The sequence below is a fragment of the Tenggerimyces flavus genome (assembly GCF_016907715.1).
Classification (GTDB): domain Bacteria; phylum Actinomycetota; class Actinomycetes; order Propionibacteriales; family Actinopolymorphaceae; genus Tenggerimyces; species Tenggerimyces flavus.
This window is the reverse complement of sequence record NZ_JAFBCM010000001.1, coordinates 6,959,896-6,978,759: the sequence shown is the minus strand read 5'-3', so window position 1 is coordinate 6,978,759 and position 18,864 is coordinate 6,959,896. Positions and strand designations below refer to the sequence as shown.

Below are 18,864 nucleotides of genomic sequence, written 5' to 3'. Positions count from 1 at the left end.
CTCACATCCGGAAGACGCCGTAGCCGGTGGTGCCCTTGACTTCCGCGTTGTGGATCGCGGACAGGCAGAGGCCGAGCACGGTGCGGGTGTCGCGTGGGTCGATGACACCGTCGTCGTACAGGCGTCCGGACAGGAACGTCGGCAGCGACTCCGCCTCGATCTGGCCCTCGACCGCGGCGCGCATCGCCGCGTCGCCGTCCTCGTCGAACGGTGCTCCGCGCGCTTCCGCCGCCGCGCGGGCGACGATCGACAGCACGCCGGCGAGCTGCTGCGGTCCCATCACCGCGGACTTCGCGCTCGGCCACGCGAACAGGAAGCGTGGTCCGTACGCCCGTCCGCACATGCCGTAGTGCCCGGCGCCGTACGACGCGCCCATCAGCACCGACAGGTGCGGGACGGTCGAGTTGGAGACGGCGTTGATCATCTGCGCGCCGTGCTTGATGATGCCGCCCTGCTCGTACTCCTTGCCGACCATGTAGCCGGTCGTGTTGTGCAGGAACAGCAGCGGAGTGTCGACCTGGTTGGCGAGCTGGATGAACTGCGCCGCCTTCTGCGACTCCGCGCTGAACAGCACGCCGCGCGCGTTCGCCAGGATGCCGATCGGGTAGCCGTGCAGGCGTGCCCAACCGGTGACGAGGCTGCCGCCGTAGAGCGGCTTGAACTCGTCGAACTCCGAGCCGTCGACGATGCGTGCGATCACCTCGCGCGGGTCGAACGGCGTCTTGAGGTCGGGGGGAACGATGCCGAGCAGCTCTTCCTCGTCGTACTTCGGCGGCTCCGCTGCGGTGGGTGTCAAGCCGAGCTTGCGCCAGTTCAGCCTTGCGACGATGCGGCGGCCGAGGCGGAGCGCGTCGTGCTCGTCGGTGGCGTAGTAGTCCGCGAGGCCCGACGTTCTCGCATGCATGTCGGCGCCGCCCAGCGACTCGTCGTCGGACTCCTCGCCGGTGGCCATCTTGACCAGCGGTGGTCCGCCGAGGAAGACCTTGGACTGCTGCTTGACCATCACGACGTGGTCGGACATGGCGGGCAGGTAGGCGCCGCCGGCGGTGGAGTTGCCGAACACCAGCGCGATGGTCGGGATGCCGGCCTTGGAGAGCCTGGTCAGGTCACGGAAGACCTGGCCGCCGGGGATGAAGATCTCCTTCTGGGTAGGCAGATCCGCGCCGCCGGACTCGACCAGGCTGATCAGCGGCAGCCTGTTCTCGCGCGCGATCTCCTGTGCGCGCAGGGTCTTCTTGAGGCTCCACGGGTTGGTCGTGCCACCGCGCACGGTGGGGTCGTTGGCGACGAGCACGCACTCAACTCCCTCGACGACGCCGATGCCGGTGACGACGCTGGCGCCGACGGCGAAGTCACTGCCCCAGCCGGCGAGCGGGGAGAGCTCGAGGAACGGGCTGTCCGCGTCGATCAGCAGCTCGATGCGTTCGCGGGGTAGGAGCTTGCCGCGCTGGTGATGGCGCGCGACGTACTTGTCCCCGCCGCCGGCGATCGCCTTGGCGTGCTCGGCTTCCAGCTCGTCGAGCTTGGCCAGCATCGCGTCCTGGTTGGCCGTGTGTGTTGCCGATCCAGGGTCGAGGGTGGAGCTCAGTGCGGTCATAGCAGTTCCTCGGGTACGTCGACGTAGCGGCTGCGAAGCCACTCGCCGAGCGCCTTCGCCTGAGGGTCGAAGCGGGCGTTGAAGGCCACTCCCTCGCCGAGGATGCCGTCGATGACGAAGTTGACGGCACGCAGGTGAGGGAGCAGGTGGCGTTCGATCGTCAGGCCGCTCGTCTCAGGAAGGAGCTCTCGCAGTCTCCGCACGCTCATCGATCGGACGAGCCATCGATAGGCCTCGTCGCTTCGTACCCAAAGTCCGACGTTCGCACTGCCGCCTTTGTCACCGCTTCTCGCACCGACGACTGTACCCAACGGAACGCGTTTGTACTTGGTGGGCTGTGGAAAGTCGGGGACCTGTGGATCGTCGACCGGTTCCAAGATGCGGTTGTCGGTGGCCGGTGCGATGGTTCTCCTGCTGCCGTCCGGCAGAACCGCGACGTGGTCGACTTGGCTCGCTTCCACGTACGCGGGTTCGAAGACGCCGTACGGAGCGGCATCACCAGGAGGTGCGGTCAGATGGAAGCCCGGATAGCTCGCGAGACCGATTTCGACCGCGGCGTTGGAGAACGCGCGGCCGACAGCTTTGGCGTCGGCACTGCGTGCCACGCAGCGGAGGGTCGCGCTGGCCCGTTCCTCGGTGTCGGCGTCGACGTGGTCGGTGCGCACCAGGTCCCACGTGACGTCGGCGGCGACGGTGTCTTTCAGCTGTTGGCGAACGAGCTCGGCCTTGGCCTCGATGTCCAAGCCGGTAAGGACGAACTCGACCTCGTTGCGGAAGCCGCCGAGCCGGTTGACCGAGACCTTGAGCGTAGGCGGCGGCGGTTCGCCTCGCACACCGGTGATGCGGACGCGGTCCTCGCCGTCGTCGTCGCTGAGCTGGATGGTGTCCATCCGCGCGGTGACGTCCGGGCCGGCGTAGCGGGCGCCGCCGATCTCGTACAGAAGCTGTGCGGTGACGGTGCCTGTCGTGACGGCCCCGCCGGTGCCTTCGTGCTTGGTGATGACGCTGCTGCCGTCCTGGTGGACCTCGGCGATGGGGAAGCCGGGGTGCCGGAGGTCTTTGAGATCGGTGAAGAACGCGTAGTTGCCGCCGGTGGCCTGGGTGCCGCACTCGATGACGTGACCGGCGACGACCGCACCGGCGAGCTGGTCGTAGTCGGTGTGCGCCCAGCCGTGGTGTGCTGCCGCGGGCCCGACGACGAGCGAGGCGTCGGTGACGCGCCCAGTGACAACGACGTCGGCGCCTTCGTTCAGGCACTCGGCGATGCCCCAGGCACCGAGGTACGCGTTGGCGGCCAGTGGCTTGCCTTCGATGCCGAGCTCGGCCACGCGTGGAAGCAGGTCGTCGCCTTCGACGTGGGCGATCCTGGCCTCGAGCCCAAGGCGTTGGGTGAGCTTGCGGATCTCGTCGGCAAGGCCCGCGGGGTTGACGCCGCCGGCGTTCGTGACGACCTTGACGCCCTTGTCGAGAGCGGTGCCGAGGTGCTGCTCGAGCTGGCGGAGGAACGTCTTGGCGTAGCCGAGTGCGGGATCCTTCGCGCGGTCGCGGGCGAGGATGAGCATGGTGAGCTCGGCGAGATAGTCGCCGGTCAGGACGTCCAGCTCGCCACCTTCGAGCATCTCGCCGAACGCCGCGAACCGGTCGCCGTAGAAGCCGGACGCGTTGCCAATCCGGATCGGACTCGTCATCGCGCACCTCCCGCTGGGCGGCCGGCCCCTGGTGGGCCGGCGAAGGTCTGGGCGATGTCCAGCCACCTGTCCGCGTCGGCTCCGTGGGCGACGAGCGCGAGGTCGGTGCGGTGGCGGCGTTGGGTAGCGAGCAGGCAGAGGTCCAGGGCCGGGCCGGTCACCTGCTGATCCGCGTCCTCCGGGCCCCAGGTCCACTCGCTGCTTCCGTCCGGGGCGGTGAGCGCGACCCGGAACTCCTCGGTCGGCGCCGGCAGTTGGCGGAGAGCGAACGCGAAGTCGCGGGTGCGGACGGCGAGGTGCGCCACGTGCCGGAGCCGGTCGGTCGGTTCACGGGTCATCCCGAGGGCGTCCGCGACGTCGAGGCCGTGCGCCCAGGTCTCCATGATCCGGGCGGAGGCCATCGACACGGCGCCGATGGGCACACCGTACCAAGGGAGCTTGGTCCCCGGTGGCGTCGCCCGGAGCGCGTCGGCGAGCGTCGAGCGGCTGCGTCGCCACCGTTCGAGGATCTCGGCCGGCAGCGCCGTCGCACCGGCCTGGGCGCCGCGATCGACGAACCTGTCGAAGTCGTCGAGGGCCTCGCGAATCCGTTCCCCGAAGGCGTCGGGTGCGGTGGCCGCCGTGATCGCGGCTTCCTCGGTCCAGGCCAGGTGCGCGATCTGGTGCGCGATCGTCCAGCCCGGCGCGGGCGTGGGGAGGTCCCAGGACGCGGCAGGCAGGTCGGCGACCAGCCGATCGAGGTCGGCGCATTCGTCGGCCAGGTCGGCCAGTACGGGCGCGAGCTCCACCACGAGGCGCAGCGTGTCACGGACGGTGAAAAGAATCAAGCGTGCTGGTTTTTGCCAGCAATCCCTCACTACAGTGGAGGTGTGACGACCGAGGCGTTTGTCTACGATGCGATCCGGACTCCCCGCGGACGTGGGAAGCAGACCGGTTCCCTGCACGGCACCAAGCCGATCTCCCTGGTGGTCGGCCTCATCGACGAGCTGCGCAAGCGCAACCCCACGCTCGACGAGGACCGGCTCTCCGATCTGCTGCTCGGCGTCGTCTCGCCGGTCGGCGACCAGGGGTCCGACATCGCGCGGACCGCGGTGCTGGCGGCCGGGCTGCCCGACACCGTCGGCGGCGTACAGCTGAACCGGTTCTGTGCCTCCGGGCTCGAGGCGGTCAACATCGCCGCGCAGAAGGTGCGCTCCGGCTGGGACGACCTCGTCATCGCCGGCGGTGTCGAGTCGATGTCGCGCGTCCCGATGTTCTCCGACGGCGGTGCCTGGGCGATGGACCCGGCCACGAACTACGACACGTACTTCGTGCCGCAGGGCATCTCCGCCGACCTGATCGCGACGATCGAGGGCTTCAGCCGCGAGGACGTCGACGCGTACGCCGTCCGCTCCCAGCAGCTCGCCGCGCGGGCCTGGCAGGAGGGCTACTTCGCGAACGCGGTGATCCCGGTCGTCGACCAGAACGGGATCGTCATCCTCGACCGCGACGAGCACGCGCGACCGGACACGACGGTGGAAGGCCTGGCGAAGCTGCCGCCCTCGTTCGCCGGCATCGGTGAGCTGGGCGGGTTCGACGCGGTCGCGCTGCAGAAGTACCACTGGGTCGAACGCATCGACCACGTCCACCACGCGGGCAACAGCTCCGGCATCGTCGACGGCGCCGCGCTGGTGCTCGTCGGCTCGGAGCAGGTCGGCGCCGAGCTCGGCCTCACTCCGCGGGCACGCATCGTGGCCACCGCGACGACCGGCGCCGACTCGACGATCATGCTGACCGGCCCGATTCCCGCGACGCGCAAGGTTCTCGACCGCGCCGGGCTCACCGCCGACGACATCGACCTGTTCGAGATCAACGAGGCTTTCGCCTCCGTCGTGCTCAAGTACCAGCGCGACCTCGATATCCCCGAGGAGAAGCTGAACGTCAACGGCGGCGCCATCGCGATGGGGCACCCGCTCGGCGCGACCGGCGCGATGCTGTTCGGCACGATCGTCGACGAGCTCGAACGCCGCCAGGCCCACCGCGCCGTCGTCACGTTGTGCATCGGCGGCGGCATGGGCGTCGCCACCATCGTCGAACGCATGTGAGACCTTCCACAAGTAAGGGACCAAAGATGATCCGCTGGGAGCAGGACGCCGACGGCGTCGTTGTGCTGACGATGGACGATCCGAACGCGTCGGTGAACACGATGAGCTACGCGTTCGGCGATGTCCTGGGCGAGACCATCGACCGGCTCGAGGCCGAGCGCGACACCCTCACCGGCGTCGTCGTCATCTCGGCCAAGAAGACGTTCTTCGCCGGCGCGAACCTCGAGGAGATCCGCGCGGTCACCCCGGACGACGCGCCACAGCTGTCCGCCCGCCTGGTCCGGATCAAGGATCAGTTCCGCAGACTGGAGAAGCTCGGCAAGCCGGTCGTCGCCGCGATCAACGGCAGCGCTCTCGGCGCGGGGCTGGAGATCGCGCTCGCCTGCCACCGTCGGATCGCGGCCGACGTTTCCGGTTCGCAGCTCGGGTTCCCCGAGGTCACCATCGGCGCGCTGCCGGGCCTGGGCGGGATCATCCGTACGGTCCGCATGGTCGGCATCCAGAACGCGCTGCTCAACTTCGTCCTGCAGGGCCAGCGACTCAAGCCCGCTAAGGCGCTCGAGGTCGGCCTGGTCGACGAGCTCGTCGCGAACGTCGACGACCTGCTCCCGAAGGCGAAGGAGTGGATCGCCGCGAACTCCGAGCCCGTCCAGCCCTGGGACAAGGACGGCCACCGCATCCCCGGCGGCACTCCGGCACAGGCCTCGTTCGCGGCGAACCTCCCGGCGTTCCCGGCCAACCTGCGCAAGCAGCTCAAGGGCGCCAACCTGCCAGCCCCGCGGGCGATCCTGGCCGTCGCGATCGAAGGCGCTCAGGTCGACTTCGAGACCGCGCAGACGATCGAGTCGCGGTACTTCGTCGAGCTCCTGTCCGGCCAGGTCTCGACGAACATGATCAAGGCGTTCTTCTTCGACCTCAACCACCTCAACGCCGGCGGCTCGCGACCCGAGGGGTACGAGCCCTACCGCGCCAAGAAGGCCGGGGTGCTCGGCGCGGGCATGATGGGCGCCGCGATCGCGTACGTCTGCGCGCGTGCCGGCATCGACGTCGTGCTGAAGGACGTGTCGCTCGAGGCCGCCGAGCGCGGCAAGGCGTACTCGGTCGGCCTGTACGACAAGGCGGTCTCGCGCGGCCGGTCGACGCAGGACGAGGCCGCGGAGGGATTGGCGAGGATCGTCCCGACCGCGTCGGCCGACGACCTGGCGGGCTGCGACTTCGTGATCGAGGCGGTCTTCGAGAACCCGGAGCTCAAGCACCAGGTGTTCGGTGAGATCGAGCCGGTCGTGCTGCCGGAGGCCGTGCTCGCGTCGAACACGTCGACGCTGCCGATCACCGGGCTCGCCGAGGGCGTGAAGCGGCAGGAGGACTTCATCGGCATGCACTTCTTCTCGCCGGTGGAGAAGATGCCGCTGGTCGAGATCATCGTGGGCGCGCAGACGTCCGACGCGACGCTGGCGAAGACGTTCGACCTGGCGCGACGGCTCGGCAAGACGCCGATCGTCGTCAACGACAGCAGGGGATTCTTCACCTCGCGCGTGATCGGGCGCTTCTTCGACGAGGCCGCCGCGATGGTCGGCGAGGGGCTGTCGCCCGCGTCGATCGAGCAGGCGGGCATGCAGGCCGGGTACCCGACGCCGCCGCTGCAGCTGAGCGACGAGGTGGCGTTGAGCCTGCTGCAGAAGGCGCGCCGCGCGTCGCGCGCGGCTGTCGAAGCTTCCGGCAGAACGTGGGAGGTGCACGGCGCGGAGGTCGTGCACGACCGGCTGGTCGACGAGTTCGGCCGTCCGGGACGTGCCGGCGGCGCGGGCTTCTACGAGTACGTCGACGGCAAGCGCGTCGGCCTGTGGCCTGGCCTCGCGTCGACCTTCTTGAACACAAGCACAGATGAGGGAATCCCGTTCGAGGACATGAAGGACCGGCTGCTGTTCGCCGAAGCGCTGGACACCATCCGCTGCCTCGCCGAGGGCGTGCTGCGTTCGGTGCCGGACGCGAACATCGGCTCGATCTTCGGCATCGGTTTCCCACCCTGGACGGGTGGAGCGATCCAGTTCGTCAACGGCTATCCCGGCGGTCCCGCCGCGTTCCTCGCACGTGCCCGCGAGCTCGAGTCGCGGTACGGTGCGCGCTTCACGCCCCCCGGGCTGCTGGTCGAGAAGGCCGCACGGAACGAGGTTTTCGAGTAGATGGAAGCGATCCCGCACTCGCCGAGCGAGGGTGTCTATCCGGCCGTGTCGGACTACGTGCACGCGATGGAGGTACGCGGGGCGGAACGGATGCTGTTCGTGTCCGGGACGATGGGGCTCGATCCGTCCGGTGTGCCGGGGTCGTCGCTGGAACACCAGCTCGAGCTGATCTGGAACAACCTGCGGGCGATCCTCGCCTCGGCGGACATGACCGTGGACAACATCGTGCGGCTGACCAGCTACCTGCGGGACGCCTCGTACGCCGGGCCGAACGCCGTGGCACGAGTCGCCGCGCTGGGCGACCGGCTCATTCCGACGACGGCGATCGTCGTCCAGACGCTGTCCGAGGACTGGCTCGTCGAGATCGAGGTCATCGCGGTGGCGTGAGCTCCCGCACCAGGAACCACCCTGGGTCCTCGAACCGGTGCGAGACGCCGTGCTGGTCGCGCATCGACCACACGTCGACGTACTCGACCGCCGGAACGAAGCCGAGCCGTTCGTAGAGGCGAGCCGCTCCCGGATTGTCGGCCCCGACCCCGAGCCCGATCCGCTCACAGCCTCGCGCGGCGGCACGCTCCATGGCCGCCTGGATGAGCGCCGTCCCGATGCCGCGGCCCCGCAGTTCCTCGCGGTACACCACCAGCCCGTTGAGCTCCGGACAGTCCGGCACCGCTTCGAGCACAGTCGGGCTCGCGCACCCGTCCCAGCGAATCTCGCCGTGCCCTACCGGCACGTCGCCGTCCCAGGCGACGAGGTAGGTCGACAGCCCGGCGACCTGACGCTGGTACTTGTGCTCGTGCCACCGGTTCGGCCCGGTCGAGTCGACGCGCTCCAGCACCTCGACGTCCGACGCCCGGCACTCGGTGACCTCCACCCTGCCGAGCCTAGGCGGCCCAAAGGGCCGAAGGTACGTAGAACTACGGATACCGGCGCAGGCGTCGAGAGGCCATGCTCGATAACGGACGCGAGGTGGCACGGCCTCGGGGCGAGCGTTGGAGGCATGATGAGCGGCGGCGACGGCAGGCGTTCGGCCGGCAAGGCCGTACCCCGCGCGGTGCCGCAGGGCACGATCCCGCGGCAGCGGCTGACCGAGCTCCTCGACGAAGGCGCCCGGCGCAGGCTCGTCACGATCACCGCCGACGCCGGGTTCGGCAAGTCCACGCTGCTCGCCAGCTGGGCCGACGACCGCCCGTGCGCCTGGTACACGCTCACCGCCGCCGACCGCCCGCTCGCCGCGATGGTCGCCGGCCTCGTCGACGCCCTACGGCTGCGCGTCCCCGCGCTCTCCCCGGCCGTCGCCGCGGCCCGCGACACCCACCGTGGCCCGGACGCCGACGCCGAGCAGCCGATGCGGGCTCTCGCGTACGCGGAACTGCTCGCCGACGTTCTCCAACGCGAGCTCGCCGACGACCTCGTCCTCGTCCTCGACGACCTGCACGAGATCACCGCCGACGATCCGGCCGCCAAGCTGGTCGAGGGCCTCGTCCGCGTCGCGCCGCCGCTGCTGCACATCGTGTGCGCGTCCCGTACGCAGGTCCCCTTCGGCATCGACCGGCTCCGCGGCCGCGGGCAGGTGCTCGAGATCGACGCGCAGACGCTCGTGTTCACCGCCGACGAGACCGGCGAGGTGCTCCGCGCCGTCCTCGGCAGCGACGGCGCCAAGGAGGTCGCCGCCACCATCCACACCGCGGTCCAGGGCTGGCCGGCCGCGGTACGTCTGGCCGGCGAGGCGCTGCGCACGGTCGGACCCGGCGAACGCAAGGCCCGGCTACGTCGCGCGCTGAGGCCGGGGGCGCCGGTGTACGACTACCTCGCCGAGGAGGTGTTCGCCGGCGAGCCCACGAACGTACGCCGCTTCCTGTCCGTCGCCGCGATCCTGCCGAGGGTCGACGCCGACCTGTGCGAACACCTCGGTCTCGACCGCGCCATCGACGTCCTGGACGCGCTCGACGCCCGTGGCCTGTTCCTCTCCGGCAGCGAGACCGAGGGGTACCAGCTCAACCCGCTCGTCCGCGACTTCGCGCTCACCCGGATGCCGCTGCCCGCCGAGGAGCGCGAGGGCGTCACCGAACGAGCCGGCCGCTGGTACGCCGACGCCGGCGAGCACCGCGACGCGCTCAGCTGCCTGACCGAGCTCGACGACGCCGCGCCGGTCGCCGCGCTGCTGCGCGAGAGCGGCCACGTGATGATCGCGCAAGGAGCCGCCGAGGCCGTGATCGCGGCCGTCGGCAAGATCCCGGACGCACTGCGCGACGCGGAGATGGACCAGCTCGAGGGCGAGGCCCGCCAGATGCTCGGCGACTGGCAGGGCGCGCAGCTCTGCTTCGGCCGCGTCATCGCGCCGACCGGGCCGATCCCGGTCTCCCTGGCTCGCCGCGCCGGCCTCATCTATCACCTGCGCGGACACCTCGACGAGGCGATGGACATGTACTCCCGAGGTGCGCTCGACGGCAGCGACGACCACGAGGAGGCCCTGTTGCAAGCCTGGTGGGCAGCCGCGCACTGGATGCGCGGCGACATCGAGGAGTGCAGGAAGCGCGGCGCGATCGCGTTCGCCAAGGCACGTTCGCTCGGCGACGACCGGGCACTGGCCGCGGCGTACACCGTGCTCGGCATGCTGGCCGGCTTCGACAGCGACCCGCGCGCCCACGCGGCGCACTACCTGCACGCGCTCGACCACGCCGAACGGGCAGGCGACGTCCTGCAGTCGATCCGGATCCGCGTCAACCGCGGCTCCCATCACAACTCCGAGGCGAACTACGCGCGAGCGATCGCCGAGCTCGACGTCGCGATCCGGCTCGCCGATCTGGCGGGCTTCGGGGCGTTTCGCGCACTGGCGTTGAGCAATCGCGGCGAAGCGCTACTCGGGCTCGGTCGGCTCGACGAGGCGATCAAGGAGTTGGAGGCGTCGCGCGCGCTCTACCAACGGCTGGAGTCGCGGCTGGTCGCGCAGCCGCTCACGATCCTCGGTGAGGTCTATCGCGAACGCGGCGACCTCGCGATGGCCCGCGCCTGTTACGAGGAGTCGATCTCGATCGGCAACGACATCGGCGATGTGCAGTCGCTCGTTCCCGCGCTGGCCGGGCTGGCTCGCGTCCTGGTCGAGGAGGAGCCGGAACGGGCGGCCGACCTCGCCGCCCTCGCGCGCCGGGCGGTCGCGTACGGCCCGGTGCTCGGGCACTCGGTGGCGTTGCTCTCGCTCGGCTGGGTCACGTTGCACCACGGGGATCCGGAGGCCGCGATCGAGACGGCCGACGAAGCCGCGGCGGTGTGCCGGCGGCGGCGCGACCGGGCCGGGCTCGCCGCCGCGCTGGAGCTCAAGGCCGCGGCGGTCGGGCACTCCGGCGCCGCGGTCGGCGACCCGTCCGAACAGCTGTTGCTGGAGGCGTTGAGCATCCGGCGCGAGATCGGCGACCCGCTGGGTGAGGCGCGGCTGGAGCTGATGCTGGCGTCGCACGCGGCCGGCTCGTCGGCGGCGCGCGAGCTCGCGGAGAGCGCGCACCAGCGCTTCCTCGCCTGCGGGGCGACGCGGCACGCGGCGACCGCGCAGCTGATCGCGGAACGTTCCGGCCCGCCGGCTGTCGAGGTCGAGTGCCTCGGCGGCTTCCGGGTGCTGCGCGACGGCCGCGCGGTGGCGCTGTCGGAGTGGCCGTCGCGGAAGGCCCGCGACCTGCTGAAGATCCTGGTCGCGCGTCGCTCGCACCCGGTGCCGCGGTCGCAGTTGCTCGACCTGCTCTGGCCGGGCGAGGACGAGGGCGCGGTGTCGCCGCGGCTGTCGGTGGCGCTGTCGACGGTGCGCGCGGTGCTGGATCCGGACAAGCGCTACCCGGCAGACCGGTTCGTGGGCGGCGACCGATCGACGGTGTGGCTGGACGACAGCGTGCTCGCGGTCGACGTCGAGGCGTTCCTGCGCGACGCGCAAGCCGGCCTGGAGGCGCTGGCCGCCGGGCGGATCGCGCAGAGCGTGCTGCTGCTCCGCGCGGCCGAGGCGGCGTACGCGGGCGACTTCCTCGAGGAGGACGTCTACCAGGACTGGGCGACGGGACTGCGGGACGAGGCCCGTGCCCTGTACATCCGGGTCGCGCGGGCGCTCGCCGATCGCTCGGTCGACATTGGCGAGTACGACGCGGCGGCCGGCTATCTGCTGCGGATCCTGCAGCGCGACGCGTACGACGAACGCGCCCACCTCGCTCTGGTCTCGTCGTACGTGGCGAGCGGCGCCCACGGCGAGGCGCGCCGCGCGTACCGCACGTACGCCTCCCGCCTGGGCGAGCTCGGCGTCGAACCCGCCCCGTTCCCCGGCCACACCACCCGCACCGGCGCCGTCGGCTAGCGAGGGTTCGAATGAACCCCGATCCACCGAGTGGGCTGGGTGGTCGGGCGGGTCGTTGCGCACGAATGCCCTTCTGGGCGGGGACGATGGGACTTGTCGAGAGTTCCAGGTCACCGGCGAGAAGGGCATCCGTGAGATGCGAGTCTCTCATAGTGTTTCGGCGGTTTTTGATGATCCGAATCTGGTTTCGTGCGCGGGATTGGTTCCGGTGCTGTCGTTGGCGCGGCGGTGCGGGCTGGCGCAGTTGGCCGGCGCGAGGGTCAGCATCGATGCCCCGGGTGGGGCGAACCCGCAGCTGAAGGTGCCGGCGCTGGTCGCCGGAATGGTCGCCGGCGCGGACTCGATTGATGACCTGGACCTGCTGCGGCACGGCGGGATGGACCGGTTGTTCGGCGGGGTGCGGGCACCGTCGACGTTGGGCACCTTCCTTCGCTGTTTCACCTTCGGCCATGTCCGGCAGCTAGACGCGGTCGCGGCAGCGTTCTTGGTGAACCTGGCCAGGCACACTCCGCTGCTGCCCGACGGCGATGAGTTGGTGTTCGTCGATGTCGACGACACCATCCGGCGAACCCATGGTCACGCCAAGCAGGGCGTCGGCTGCGGCTACTCCGGTGTGAGCGGTTTGAACGCGCTGCTCGCGACCGTGTCCACATCCACCGGCGCGCCGGTGATCGCCGCCACCCGGCTGCGGAAAGGGTCGACGCATTCGGCTCGCGGCGCCGCCACGCTGATCGGCGACGCGATCGGCACCGTCCGGAAGGCCGACGCGTCCGGCATGGTCATCGTGCGTGCGGACTCCGCGTTCTACACCCACCACACGATCGCCGCGATCCGCCGGGCCCGGGCCCGGTTCTCGGTGACGGCCCGGATGACACCGGCCGTGGTCGCCGCGATCAGCGCCATCGACGAGCAGACCTGGACGCCGATCCACTACCCCAACGCGGTCTTCGACGAAGCCGAGCAGTGCTGGATCTCCGATGCCGAAGTCGCCGAAATCGGCTACACCGCCTTCGGTAACCGCCGCGCCGGTGAACAGGTCACCGCCCGACTGATCGTGCGCCGAGTCCGCCGCCTCAACCCCACCAGCCACGTTCCCCGCAACATCCAACGCCACCTCCAAACCGACGCGGTGCAGGGCGAGTTGTTCGCGGCCTACCGCTATCACGCGGTGTTCACCGACTCTCCGATGCTGCTGCTACAGGCCGAAACTCAGCACCGCGGCCACGCCATCGTCGAACAAGTCATCGCCGACCTGAAGAACTCCGCCCTGGCCCACCTACCGTCCGGCCGGTTCAACGCCAACGCCGCCTGGCTGGTCTGCGCCGCGATCGCGTTCAACCTGACCCGCGCCGCCGGCACCCTCGCCTCGACCTTCCACGCCCGCGCCACCACCGCGACCATCCGCGCCCACCTGATCAACCTGCCCGCCCGGATCGCCCGATCCGCCCGCCGCCTCACCCTCCACCTACCACGGAACTGGCCCTGGGAACACGACTGGCAACAACTGTTCACCACCGCTGCTCAGCACGCCCCACCACACCCCGCCTAATGGGACCTGATCGGCGAGCCTCGAACGGATGATGTCTGGTTGGAGGAACGCTGGTCGCCGAGCCGCTGGCCGGTGAGCACTTCTGCCGCCTGGATCGATGTTCGACTCCTAGGGTTAGATCGTGCGCCGGCCGGTTGGTGAGGCTTCCTGTAGCGCTGATGGGGTGTCGTGCCCGTCGATGATGGCGTGAGCACTGATCCATTAGGTTGCCGCCGGGTTGCCTTCGGCTCGGACAGGTTCCAGCGACTCGGCGCACCTTGGGAGGTGATCGATGATCTTCGTTGGCGATGACTGGGCCGAGGATCATCACGACATTCACGTGATGGACGACAACGGTGAACGGTTGGCCTCGCGCCGGCTGCCGGAAGGGCTGCCCGGGATCCGGGCGTTGCATGACGTGGTCGCCAGCCACGCCGCCGTCCATGCCGAGGATCATGGCGTGGACCCGGCCGGGGTGGTGGTCGGGATCGAGACCGACCGTGGTCTGTGGGTCAACGCGTTGGTCGCGGCCGGGTACCAGGTGTATGCGATCAACCCACTGGCGGTGGCCCGCTACCGCGACCGCCACCATCTGTCGGGAGCCAAGTCCGACGCCGGTGATGCGAAACTGCTCGCCGACCTGGTCCGCACCGACCGCCACAACCACCGGCCGATCGCCGGTGACAGTGCGGGTGCTGAGGCTGTCAAGGTGTTGGCCCGCGGCCACCAGAACCTGATCTGGGCCCGCACCAGGCAGACCAACGCGCTGCGCTCGGCGCTGCGCGAGTACTACCCGGGCGCGCTGGTCGCCTTCGACGATCTCACCGACCGGGACGCGCTGGCCGTGCTCGAGCGCGCGGCGACCCCCGACCAGGGTGCCCGGCTGAGCGTCTCGTCGATCCGGTCAGCGCTGAAGCAGGCCGGGCGCCGCCGCAACCTCGACACCCGGGCCCGCGAGATCCAGGCCGCGTTGCGCACCGAGCAGCTGGCCGCACCCGTCCCAGTGGCGGCCGCGTTCGCGGCCACCACCCGCGCCGCGGTCGGCATCATCGCCGAGATGAACCGCCAGATCAGCGAGCTCGAAACCGAACTCGCAGCCCATTTTGAGCACCACCCGGACGCCGACATCTACCGCTCCCTGCCAGGACTCGGTGTCATCCTCGGCGCCCGGGTGCTCGGTGAGTTCGGGGACGACCCCACTCGCTACACCACCACCAAGTCTCGCAAGAACTACGCCGGCACGTCACCGTTGACCATCGCCTCGGGCAAGAAACGCGCCGTGCTCGCCCGCCACGTCCGCAACCGCCGCCTCTACGACGCCATCGACGCCTGGGCCTTCTGCTCCCTCACCCGAAGCCCCGGAGCACGCGCCCTCTACGACCAACACCGCGCCGCCGGCGACCTCCACCACCAAGCCCTCCGCGCCCTCGGCAACCGCCTCGTCGGCATCCTCCACGGATGCCTACGCCACCACACCCACTACGACGAACACACCGCCTGGGCCCACCGAAACCAAGATCAACAAACCGCCGCTTGACAACTTACGGACCTGGGGTGTCTAACCACCCCGACCACCCGGCCCTCAACGGGCCCGACCGAAGACCACACATGGAACAGCCGGCACCGCCCGGCAACCTCCTAGCGCCCAAACAACACCAGCCACAACAACGAACAGCAAACCCCCCGAAAACCGCACCACCAAACCCGAACGGTGGATCCGGGATGAAGGGCACCTTCATTCGAACCTATTGAATGAAGGTGCCCTTCATTCGAAACGGTGGGGGCTGCCGGCGAGGAAGGTGCGGACGAGGTGGACGAACGCGTCCGGGTCCTCCTTGTGGATGCCGTGGCCGACGGGGATCGAGACGAACTCGCCGCGCGGGATGCGTTCGGCAACCAGGCGCATTTGGTCCTGCGGGAACGGGCTCGTCGGACCGCCGCCGAGCACCAACGTCGGCACGGTGATCGAGCCGAGCTCGTCCAGCCAGGTCGCACCGGGGTTGTTGACCTCGGCCAGCAGGTCCACCCGCGCAGTCCAGTCGTACGGCAACGGACCCGGCGGGCGCTCCGGGACGGGACGCTGCTGCGGGAACGGCGGCGGCGTCTCCTCGAGCACCAGCGCCGAGAGCCGGGTGGGATGCCGTGCGGCCAGGAGGTAGGCGGCCACGCCACCCATCGAGTGCCCGACGAGCACCGGCCGAGCCAGTCCCTGCTCGTCGAGGAGCGCCAGGATGTCGGCGGCCAGCAGCTCGAACGAGTAGCGCTCCGCCCGCTCCGAGGCGCCGTGGCCGCGCAGGTCAGGGACGTACGACCGCCACGAAGACAGCAGAGGCAGCACCGAATCCCAGGACGAACGGTCCGACGTCAGCCCGTGCAGCAGCACCATCGGCCGCCCAGCGGCAGGCCCGTGGATCGAGAACGCCAGCGCGCTCACTCGATGGTCGTGGCGATCGGCGTTCCGGCCTCGACCGTACGGCCGACCGTGCACAGCCGGTCGTGCGACCGCTGCACGATCTCCGGCAGCACTGCACGAGCCGCGTCACCGGCGGCGTCGTCGGGGAACTTCACCCGGAACGTCACCCCGATGTCGGTCAGCCGGTTGCCCGATTCGTCGCGCAGCTTCTGCGCGTCGACGTTCACCTCGAACGACTCCGGCGTGGCCCGCCGGCCGGTCACCGTCTCGACGTCGAGCGCCGTGCAGGCGCCGATCGCCGCGAGGAGGAGCTCGACGGGGGTGAAGTCGGTGTCCGCGGAGCCCACCGTGACCGTGCCGCCCCGGACGTTGGTCGCGGTGAACGCACCGTCACCGACGTGGGACAGGGACACGGAGCGGAGCGAGGAGTCGTTCGCCATGCCTCAACCCTGCCAGATCGGCTGAGCTACAGCGTCTGCCAGTGGATGACGTACGGCGGGTTCGGGAACAGCCGCCGCGTCGTCTCGCGCCCGCCGCCCTGCCGCTCGGGGTCGTAGATCAGTCCGTCCGCGTCGGCGCCCACCCAGTGCTGCGCGAGCTGGAACTTCCGGACCGCCGCCTTGGTCAGGTCGAGGTAGTTGCCGGTGACCGGCAGCCCGGCGCGGACGACCCCGTTGAGCCGCGCCTGCAGCGCGCGCACCGAGTCGGAGTCGCGGGTCCCGAACGCGAGCCGCCGCCACCAGATCGGGTGCACGAGCGGCGTCGCGGTCGACGTGCGGTCGAGCCGCGGCTTGCGGTGGTTCAGGTAGCGGTACGGGCTGTGCCGCTCCTCGTAGTGCAGGTGCGGGCCGGTCGTGTTGCCGGTGTTGCCGGACTCCGCGAGCTGCTCGCCCGCCTTCACAGTCTCGCCCACCTCGACGAGGATCTTGGACAGGTGCGCGTACAGGTGCCGGATCCCATCGGTCTCCAGCCACACGTACCGCCCGTACGACCCGTCGGTCCCGGGATGCAGCTTGGCGACCCGCCCCGTCGCGGTGGCGAACACCGGCGTCCCCGTCCGCGCCCGGTAGTCGCGGCCGGTGTGGTAACCCGCCTTCCAGTCGCCTGGAACGCCGAACTCGCAGGTCACGTGCGGATCGGGGACTGGTGCGGCCATGTCTGTTCCCTCCCTGGGAGCTGTTCGGAACCATCGTCCGCAGGGGAGTTCAGGCAGCCTTCGAAGCGCCTTCAGCCAGTCTTAAAGTCCCGTGCAAGCTACGGGTTCTGGACGCCCATGCGGCTGGGGGAGCCCGGGGTCATCGGGCCGCACGAGGCGAGCTGGTGGGACTTCCGCCACGACCACAGAGCCGCCTCGGCCACGGGGGCGGAGTTCCTCAGGAAGTAGTAGCCACTCAGGTTCCGCACGGCGTCCTTGCGGACGTAGTCCTGGCTCGGGACGATCGGCAGGTAGTCCGTGTCCAGCCGCGGGTCGGAGAAGATCGGCTCCTTGAACGACCCATGGATGTGGATGAACGTCGGCTTGGTCTCGGTGAAGACGTACTCCGCGAGCGCCTGGTGGTCGCCGGTGTTCATCGCGCGGGCGATGTGCGCGTCCATCAGGCCGCCGAGGTCGTAGATCTTGTGCCGCGACGTGAGCAGCGTGCCGCCGAGGTCGGGGGTGAGGTACGACGCGTTCTGGATCCCGAGCAGGTCGGCGTAGGTGTTCCACATCCGCCCGTAGCGCTCGGCGACGAAGCAGGCGGTCAGCGTCGGGCGGGTCCGCCAGGTCTGCGACTTGTCGGCCATGATCAACAGCGTCGGAACGACCGCCGCCAGCGTCAGTACGCCGACCACGACCTGCGTCCGCCGGTGCGGCATCGCCAGCCAGTGCACGAGGAGCGCGGCGAGCAGCGGCGCCGACGTCACCCAGAACGGCGTCGCGAACCGCAGCTGGATCATCCAGTCCTCGTTGAGCAACGCGTACGCGGCGAACGAGGGCAGGAACACCGCGGTCAGCCCGTACAGCCCGAGCTTGAACGCGGACGACACCCGCCACGTAGGCGCCGGCCGAAGCAGCTGCACGAACGTCATCCCGACCAGCAGCAGCGCGAGGAACGTGACCGGCCAGCCCACGTGCTCGACGAGCTGGGTGACCTTCGCCAGGCCCGCGAAGTCCAAGCCGTTCTGGGACTTCGCCACCGCGGTGTTCGGCACCAGCAGTCCCCAGGTCTGGTACCGCAGGAACAGCAACGCGGCGGCCGGGATCGCGAACGTCGCCCCGGCGATCACGAGAGCCTTGAACGAGCGGCCGAGGTTCGGCCGGCGCAGCTGGCTGGCGACGAGCAACGGGTACGCCAATACGAAGATCAGCCCGTCCGGCCGGGTGAGGGCGAGCAGCAGCACGAGCACCGACGACAGCATCGCGACCCTGGCGGACAGCACGTTCCGCTTGACGGCCGCGGTCACCAGCAGCGCGGCGAGCAGGGCGACCAGCGCGGCGTAGAGCGGGTTCTCCATGCCGGAGACGGTCCAGCCGACGAACGACGGGTTGATCGCGAGGATCAGTCCGGCCACCAGCGTCGCCACGATCGCCCGCCTGCGCGGGAAGATCTGGCCGAAGATCCGCCGCAGGCAGAGGAAGATGACGATCACGCAGACGACGGCGATCGCGCGCGGGACGTACGCGTAGTCGGGGATTCCGCCGAGCGTGTTGGTGCCGTCGTCCAGCACGCCGAAGTAGTGCAGCACGGTGAGCAGTGCGGTCCACAACGGGTTGGAGTAGCCCTCGACCGACTCGGCGCCGGGCTGGTGGACGATGCCGTACCCCTCGGCGATGTTGCGGGCGTACGCGAACGAGATCGCGGCGTCGTCGACGATCCAGCGGCCGAAGAGGGCCGCGTGGAAGAGGTACGCGCCCAGCGGGACCAGGAACGAGCCGGCCAGATCCACCACGAAGGCGACGAACGACGATGAACGGGGGGTCGGGTGTCGTTCCACGTCAGGGTCCACCGCCGAGTCGGTGGGCGCCAGGCTGACAGACACGAGAACTCCTCGTCGGG

General features: G+C 70.0%; 14 protein-coding genes. 6 read left to right on the top strand and 8 right to left on the bottom strand.

Annotated features, from left to right (window positions below):
* Nucleotide 1: 1 nt before the first annotated feature.
* From JOD67_RS32565 to JOD67_RS32555, 3 genes are read right to left on the bottom strand one after another with little or no spacing between them, the layout of a single operon-like run.
* A complete protein-coding gene (locus JOD67_RS32565; protein ID WP_443735051.1) occupies nt 2–1,534 on the bottom strand; it encodes an acyl-CoA carboxylase subunit beta in 1,533 nt (510 codons plus the stop codon).
* Nucleotides 1,535–1,593: 59 nt separating this feature from the next.
* Nucleotides 1,594–3,285 carry an acyclic terpene utilization AtuA family protein gene (locus tag JOD67_RS32560; RefSeq protein ID WP_205121524.1) on the bottom strand — a complete coding sequence of 564 codons (1,692 nt, stop codon included), beginning with the start codon at nt 3,283–3,285 and terminating at the stop codon, nt 1,594–1,596.
* The gene (locus tag JOD67_RS32555; protein ID WP_307782635.1) at nt 3,282–4,076 is read right to left on the bottom strand and encodes a TIGR03084 family metal-binding protein; all 795 of its coding nucleotides are present in this window, start codon (nt 4,074–4,076) and stop codon (nt 3,282–3,284) included. Before JOD67_RS32555 ends, JOD67_RS32560 begins: the two co-directional genes overlap by 4 nt.
* Before the next feature lie 78 nt (nt 4,077–4,154).
* Between JOD67_RS32555 and JOD67_RS32550 the strand changes: the two genes are divergently transcribed.
* Genes JOD67_RS32550 through JOD67_RS32540 form a run of 3 tightly spaced genes read left to right on the top strand, consistent with a single transcriptional unit; the run spans nt 4,155 to nt 7,939 of the window.
* A complete protein-coding gene (locus JOD67_RS32550; RefSeq protein WP_205121523.1) occupies nt 4,155–5,369 on the top strand; it encodes an acetyl-CoA C-acetyltransferase in 1,215 nt (404 codons plus the stop codon).
* Between the two features lie 26 nt (nt 5,370–5,395).
* Nucleotides 5,396–7,552 carry a 3-hydroxyacyl-CoA dehydrogenase NAD-binding domain-containing protein gene (locus tag JOD67_RS32545; protein ID WP_205121522.1) on the top strand — a complete coding sequence of 719 codons (2,157 nt, stop codon included), beginning with the start codon at nt 5,396–5,398 and terminating at the stop codon, nt 7,550–7,552.
* Entirely contained in the window at nt 7,553–7,939 is a 387-nt protein-coding gene (locus JOD67_RS32540) for a RidA family protein (protein WP_205121521.1), read from the top strand.
* On the opposite strand, the gene JOD67_RS32535 is transcribed toward JOD67_RS32540, so the two are convergent.
* Nucleotides 7,923–8,426 (bottom strand): GNAT family N-acetyltransferase, encoded by a 504-nt coding sequence (locus tag JOD67_RS32535; RefSeq protein WP_205121520.1) that lies wholly within the window; start codon nt 8,424–8,426, stop codon nt 7,923–7,925. The two genes, JOD67_RS32540 and JOD67_RS32535, sit on opposite strands and share 17 nt — an antisense overlap.
* Before the next feature lie 129 nt (nt 8,427–8,555).
* Between JOD67_RS32535 and JOD67_RS32530 the strand changes: the two genes are divergently transcribed.
* The 3 genes from JOD67_RS32530 to JOD67_RS32520 all read left to right on the top strand — a co-directional run bounded on the left by JOD67_RS32530 (nt 8,556) and on the right by JOD67_RS32520 (nt 14,950).
* The gene (locus tag JOD67_RS32530; RefSeq protein ID WP_205121519.1) at nt 8,556–11,885 is read left to right on the top strand and encodes a BTAD domain-containing putative transcriptional regulator; all 3,330 of its coding nucleotides are present in this window, start codon (nt 8,556–8,558) and stop codon (nt 11,883–11,885) included.
* A gap of 136 nt (nt 11,886–12,021) precedes the next feature.
* Complete coding sequence (locus JOD67_RS32525; RefSeq protein ID WP_205121175.1) at nt 12,022–13,434, top strand: IS1380 family transposase; 1,413 nt, start codon at nt 12,022–12,024, stop codon at nt 13,432–13,434.
* Nucleotides 13,435–13,705: 271 nt separating this feature from the next.
* Nucleotides 13,706–14,950: an IS110 family RNA-guided transposase gene (locus JOD67_RS32520; RefSeq protein WP_205117517.1), complete on the top strand. Its 1,245-nt coding sequence runs from the start codon at nt 13,706–13,708 to the stop codon at nt 14,948–14,950.
* A gap of 228 nt (nt 14,951–15,178) precedes the next feature.
* Here JOD67_RS32520 and JOD67_RS32515 read toward each other — a convergent pair whose 3' ends face one another.
* From JOD67_RS32515 to JOD67_RS32500, 4 genes are all read right to left on the bottom strand, one after another.
* A complete protein-coding gene (locus JOD67_RS32515; RefSeq protein WP_205121518.1) occupies nt 15,179–15,847 on the bottom strand; it encodes an alpha/beta fold hydrolase in 669 nt (222 codons plus the stop codon).
* A complete protein-coding gene (locus JOD67_RS32510; protein ID WP_205121517.1) occupies nt 15,844–16,266 on the bottom strand; it encodes an OsmC family protein in 423 nt (140 codons plus the stop codon). Before JOD67_RS32510 ends, JOD67_RS32515 begins: the two co-directional genes overlap by 4 nt.
* 26 nt (nt 16,267–16,292) lie before the next feature.
* The gene (locus JOD67_RS32505; RefSeq protein WP_205121516.1) at nt 16,293–16,982 is read right to left on the bottom strand and encodes a peptidoglycan DD-metalloendopeptidase family protein; all 690 of its coding nucleotides are present in this window, start codon (nt 16,980–16,982) and stop codon (nt 16,293–16,295) included.
* A gap of 98 nt (nt 16,983–17,080) precedes the next feature.
* Nucleotides 17,081–18,847: a hypothetical protein gene (locus JOD67_RS32500; RefSeq protein WP_205121515.1), complete on the bottom strand. Its 1,767-nt coding sequence runs from the start codon at nt 18,845–18,847 to the stop codon at nt 17,081–17,083.
* Nucleotides 18,848–18,864: the final 17 nt, after the last annotated feature.

Bases quoted from the DNA above. Each gene is read 5' to 3' on its own strand.
- JOD67_RS32565 (WP_443735051.1), bottom strand. From the start codon at position 1,534: ATGCTGGCCAAGCTCGACGAGCTGGAAGCCGAGCACGCCAAGGCGATC.
- JOD67_RS32505 (WP_205121516.1), bottom strand. From the start codon at position 16,982: ATGGCCGCACCAGTCCCCGATCCGCACGTGACCTGCGAGTTCGGCGTT.
- JOD67_RS32525 (WP_205121175.1), top strand. From the start codon at position 12,022: ATGCGAGTCTCTCATAGTGTTTCGGCGGTTTTTGATGATCCGAATCTG.
- JOD67_RS32545 (WP_205121522.1), top strand. From the start codon at position 5,396: ATGATCCGCTGGGAGCAGGACGCCGACGGCGTCGTTGTGCTGACGATG.
- JOD67_RS32520 (WP_205117517.1), top strand. From the start codon at position 13,706: ATGATCTTCGTTGGCGATGACTGGGCCGAGGATCATCACGACATTCAC.
- JOD67_RS32510 (WP_205121517.1), bottom strand. From the start codon at position 16,266: ATGGCGAACGACTCCTCGCTCCGCTCCGTGTCCCTGTCCCACGTCGGT.
- JOD67_RS32530 (WP_205121519.1), top strand. From the start codon at position 8,556: ATGAGCGGCGGCGACGGCAGGCGTTCGGCCGGCAAGGCCGTACCCCGC.
- JOD67_RS32540 (WP_205121521.1), top strand. From the start codon at position 7,553: ATGGAAGCGATCCCGCACTCGCCGAGCGAGGGTGTCTATCCGGCCGTG.
- JOD67_RS32560 (WP_205121524.1), bottom strand. From the start codon at position 3,285: ATGACGAGTCCGATCCGGATTGGCAACGCGTCCGGCTTCTACGGCGAC.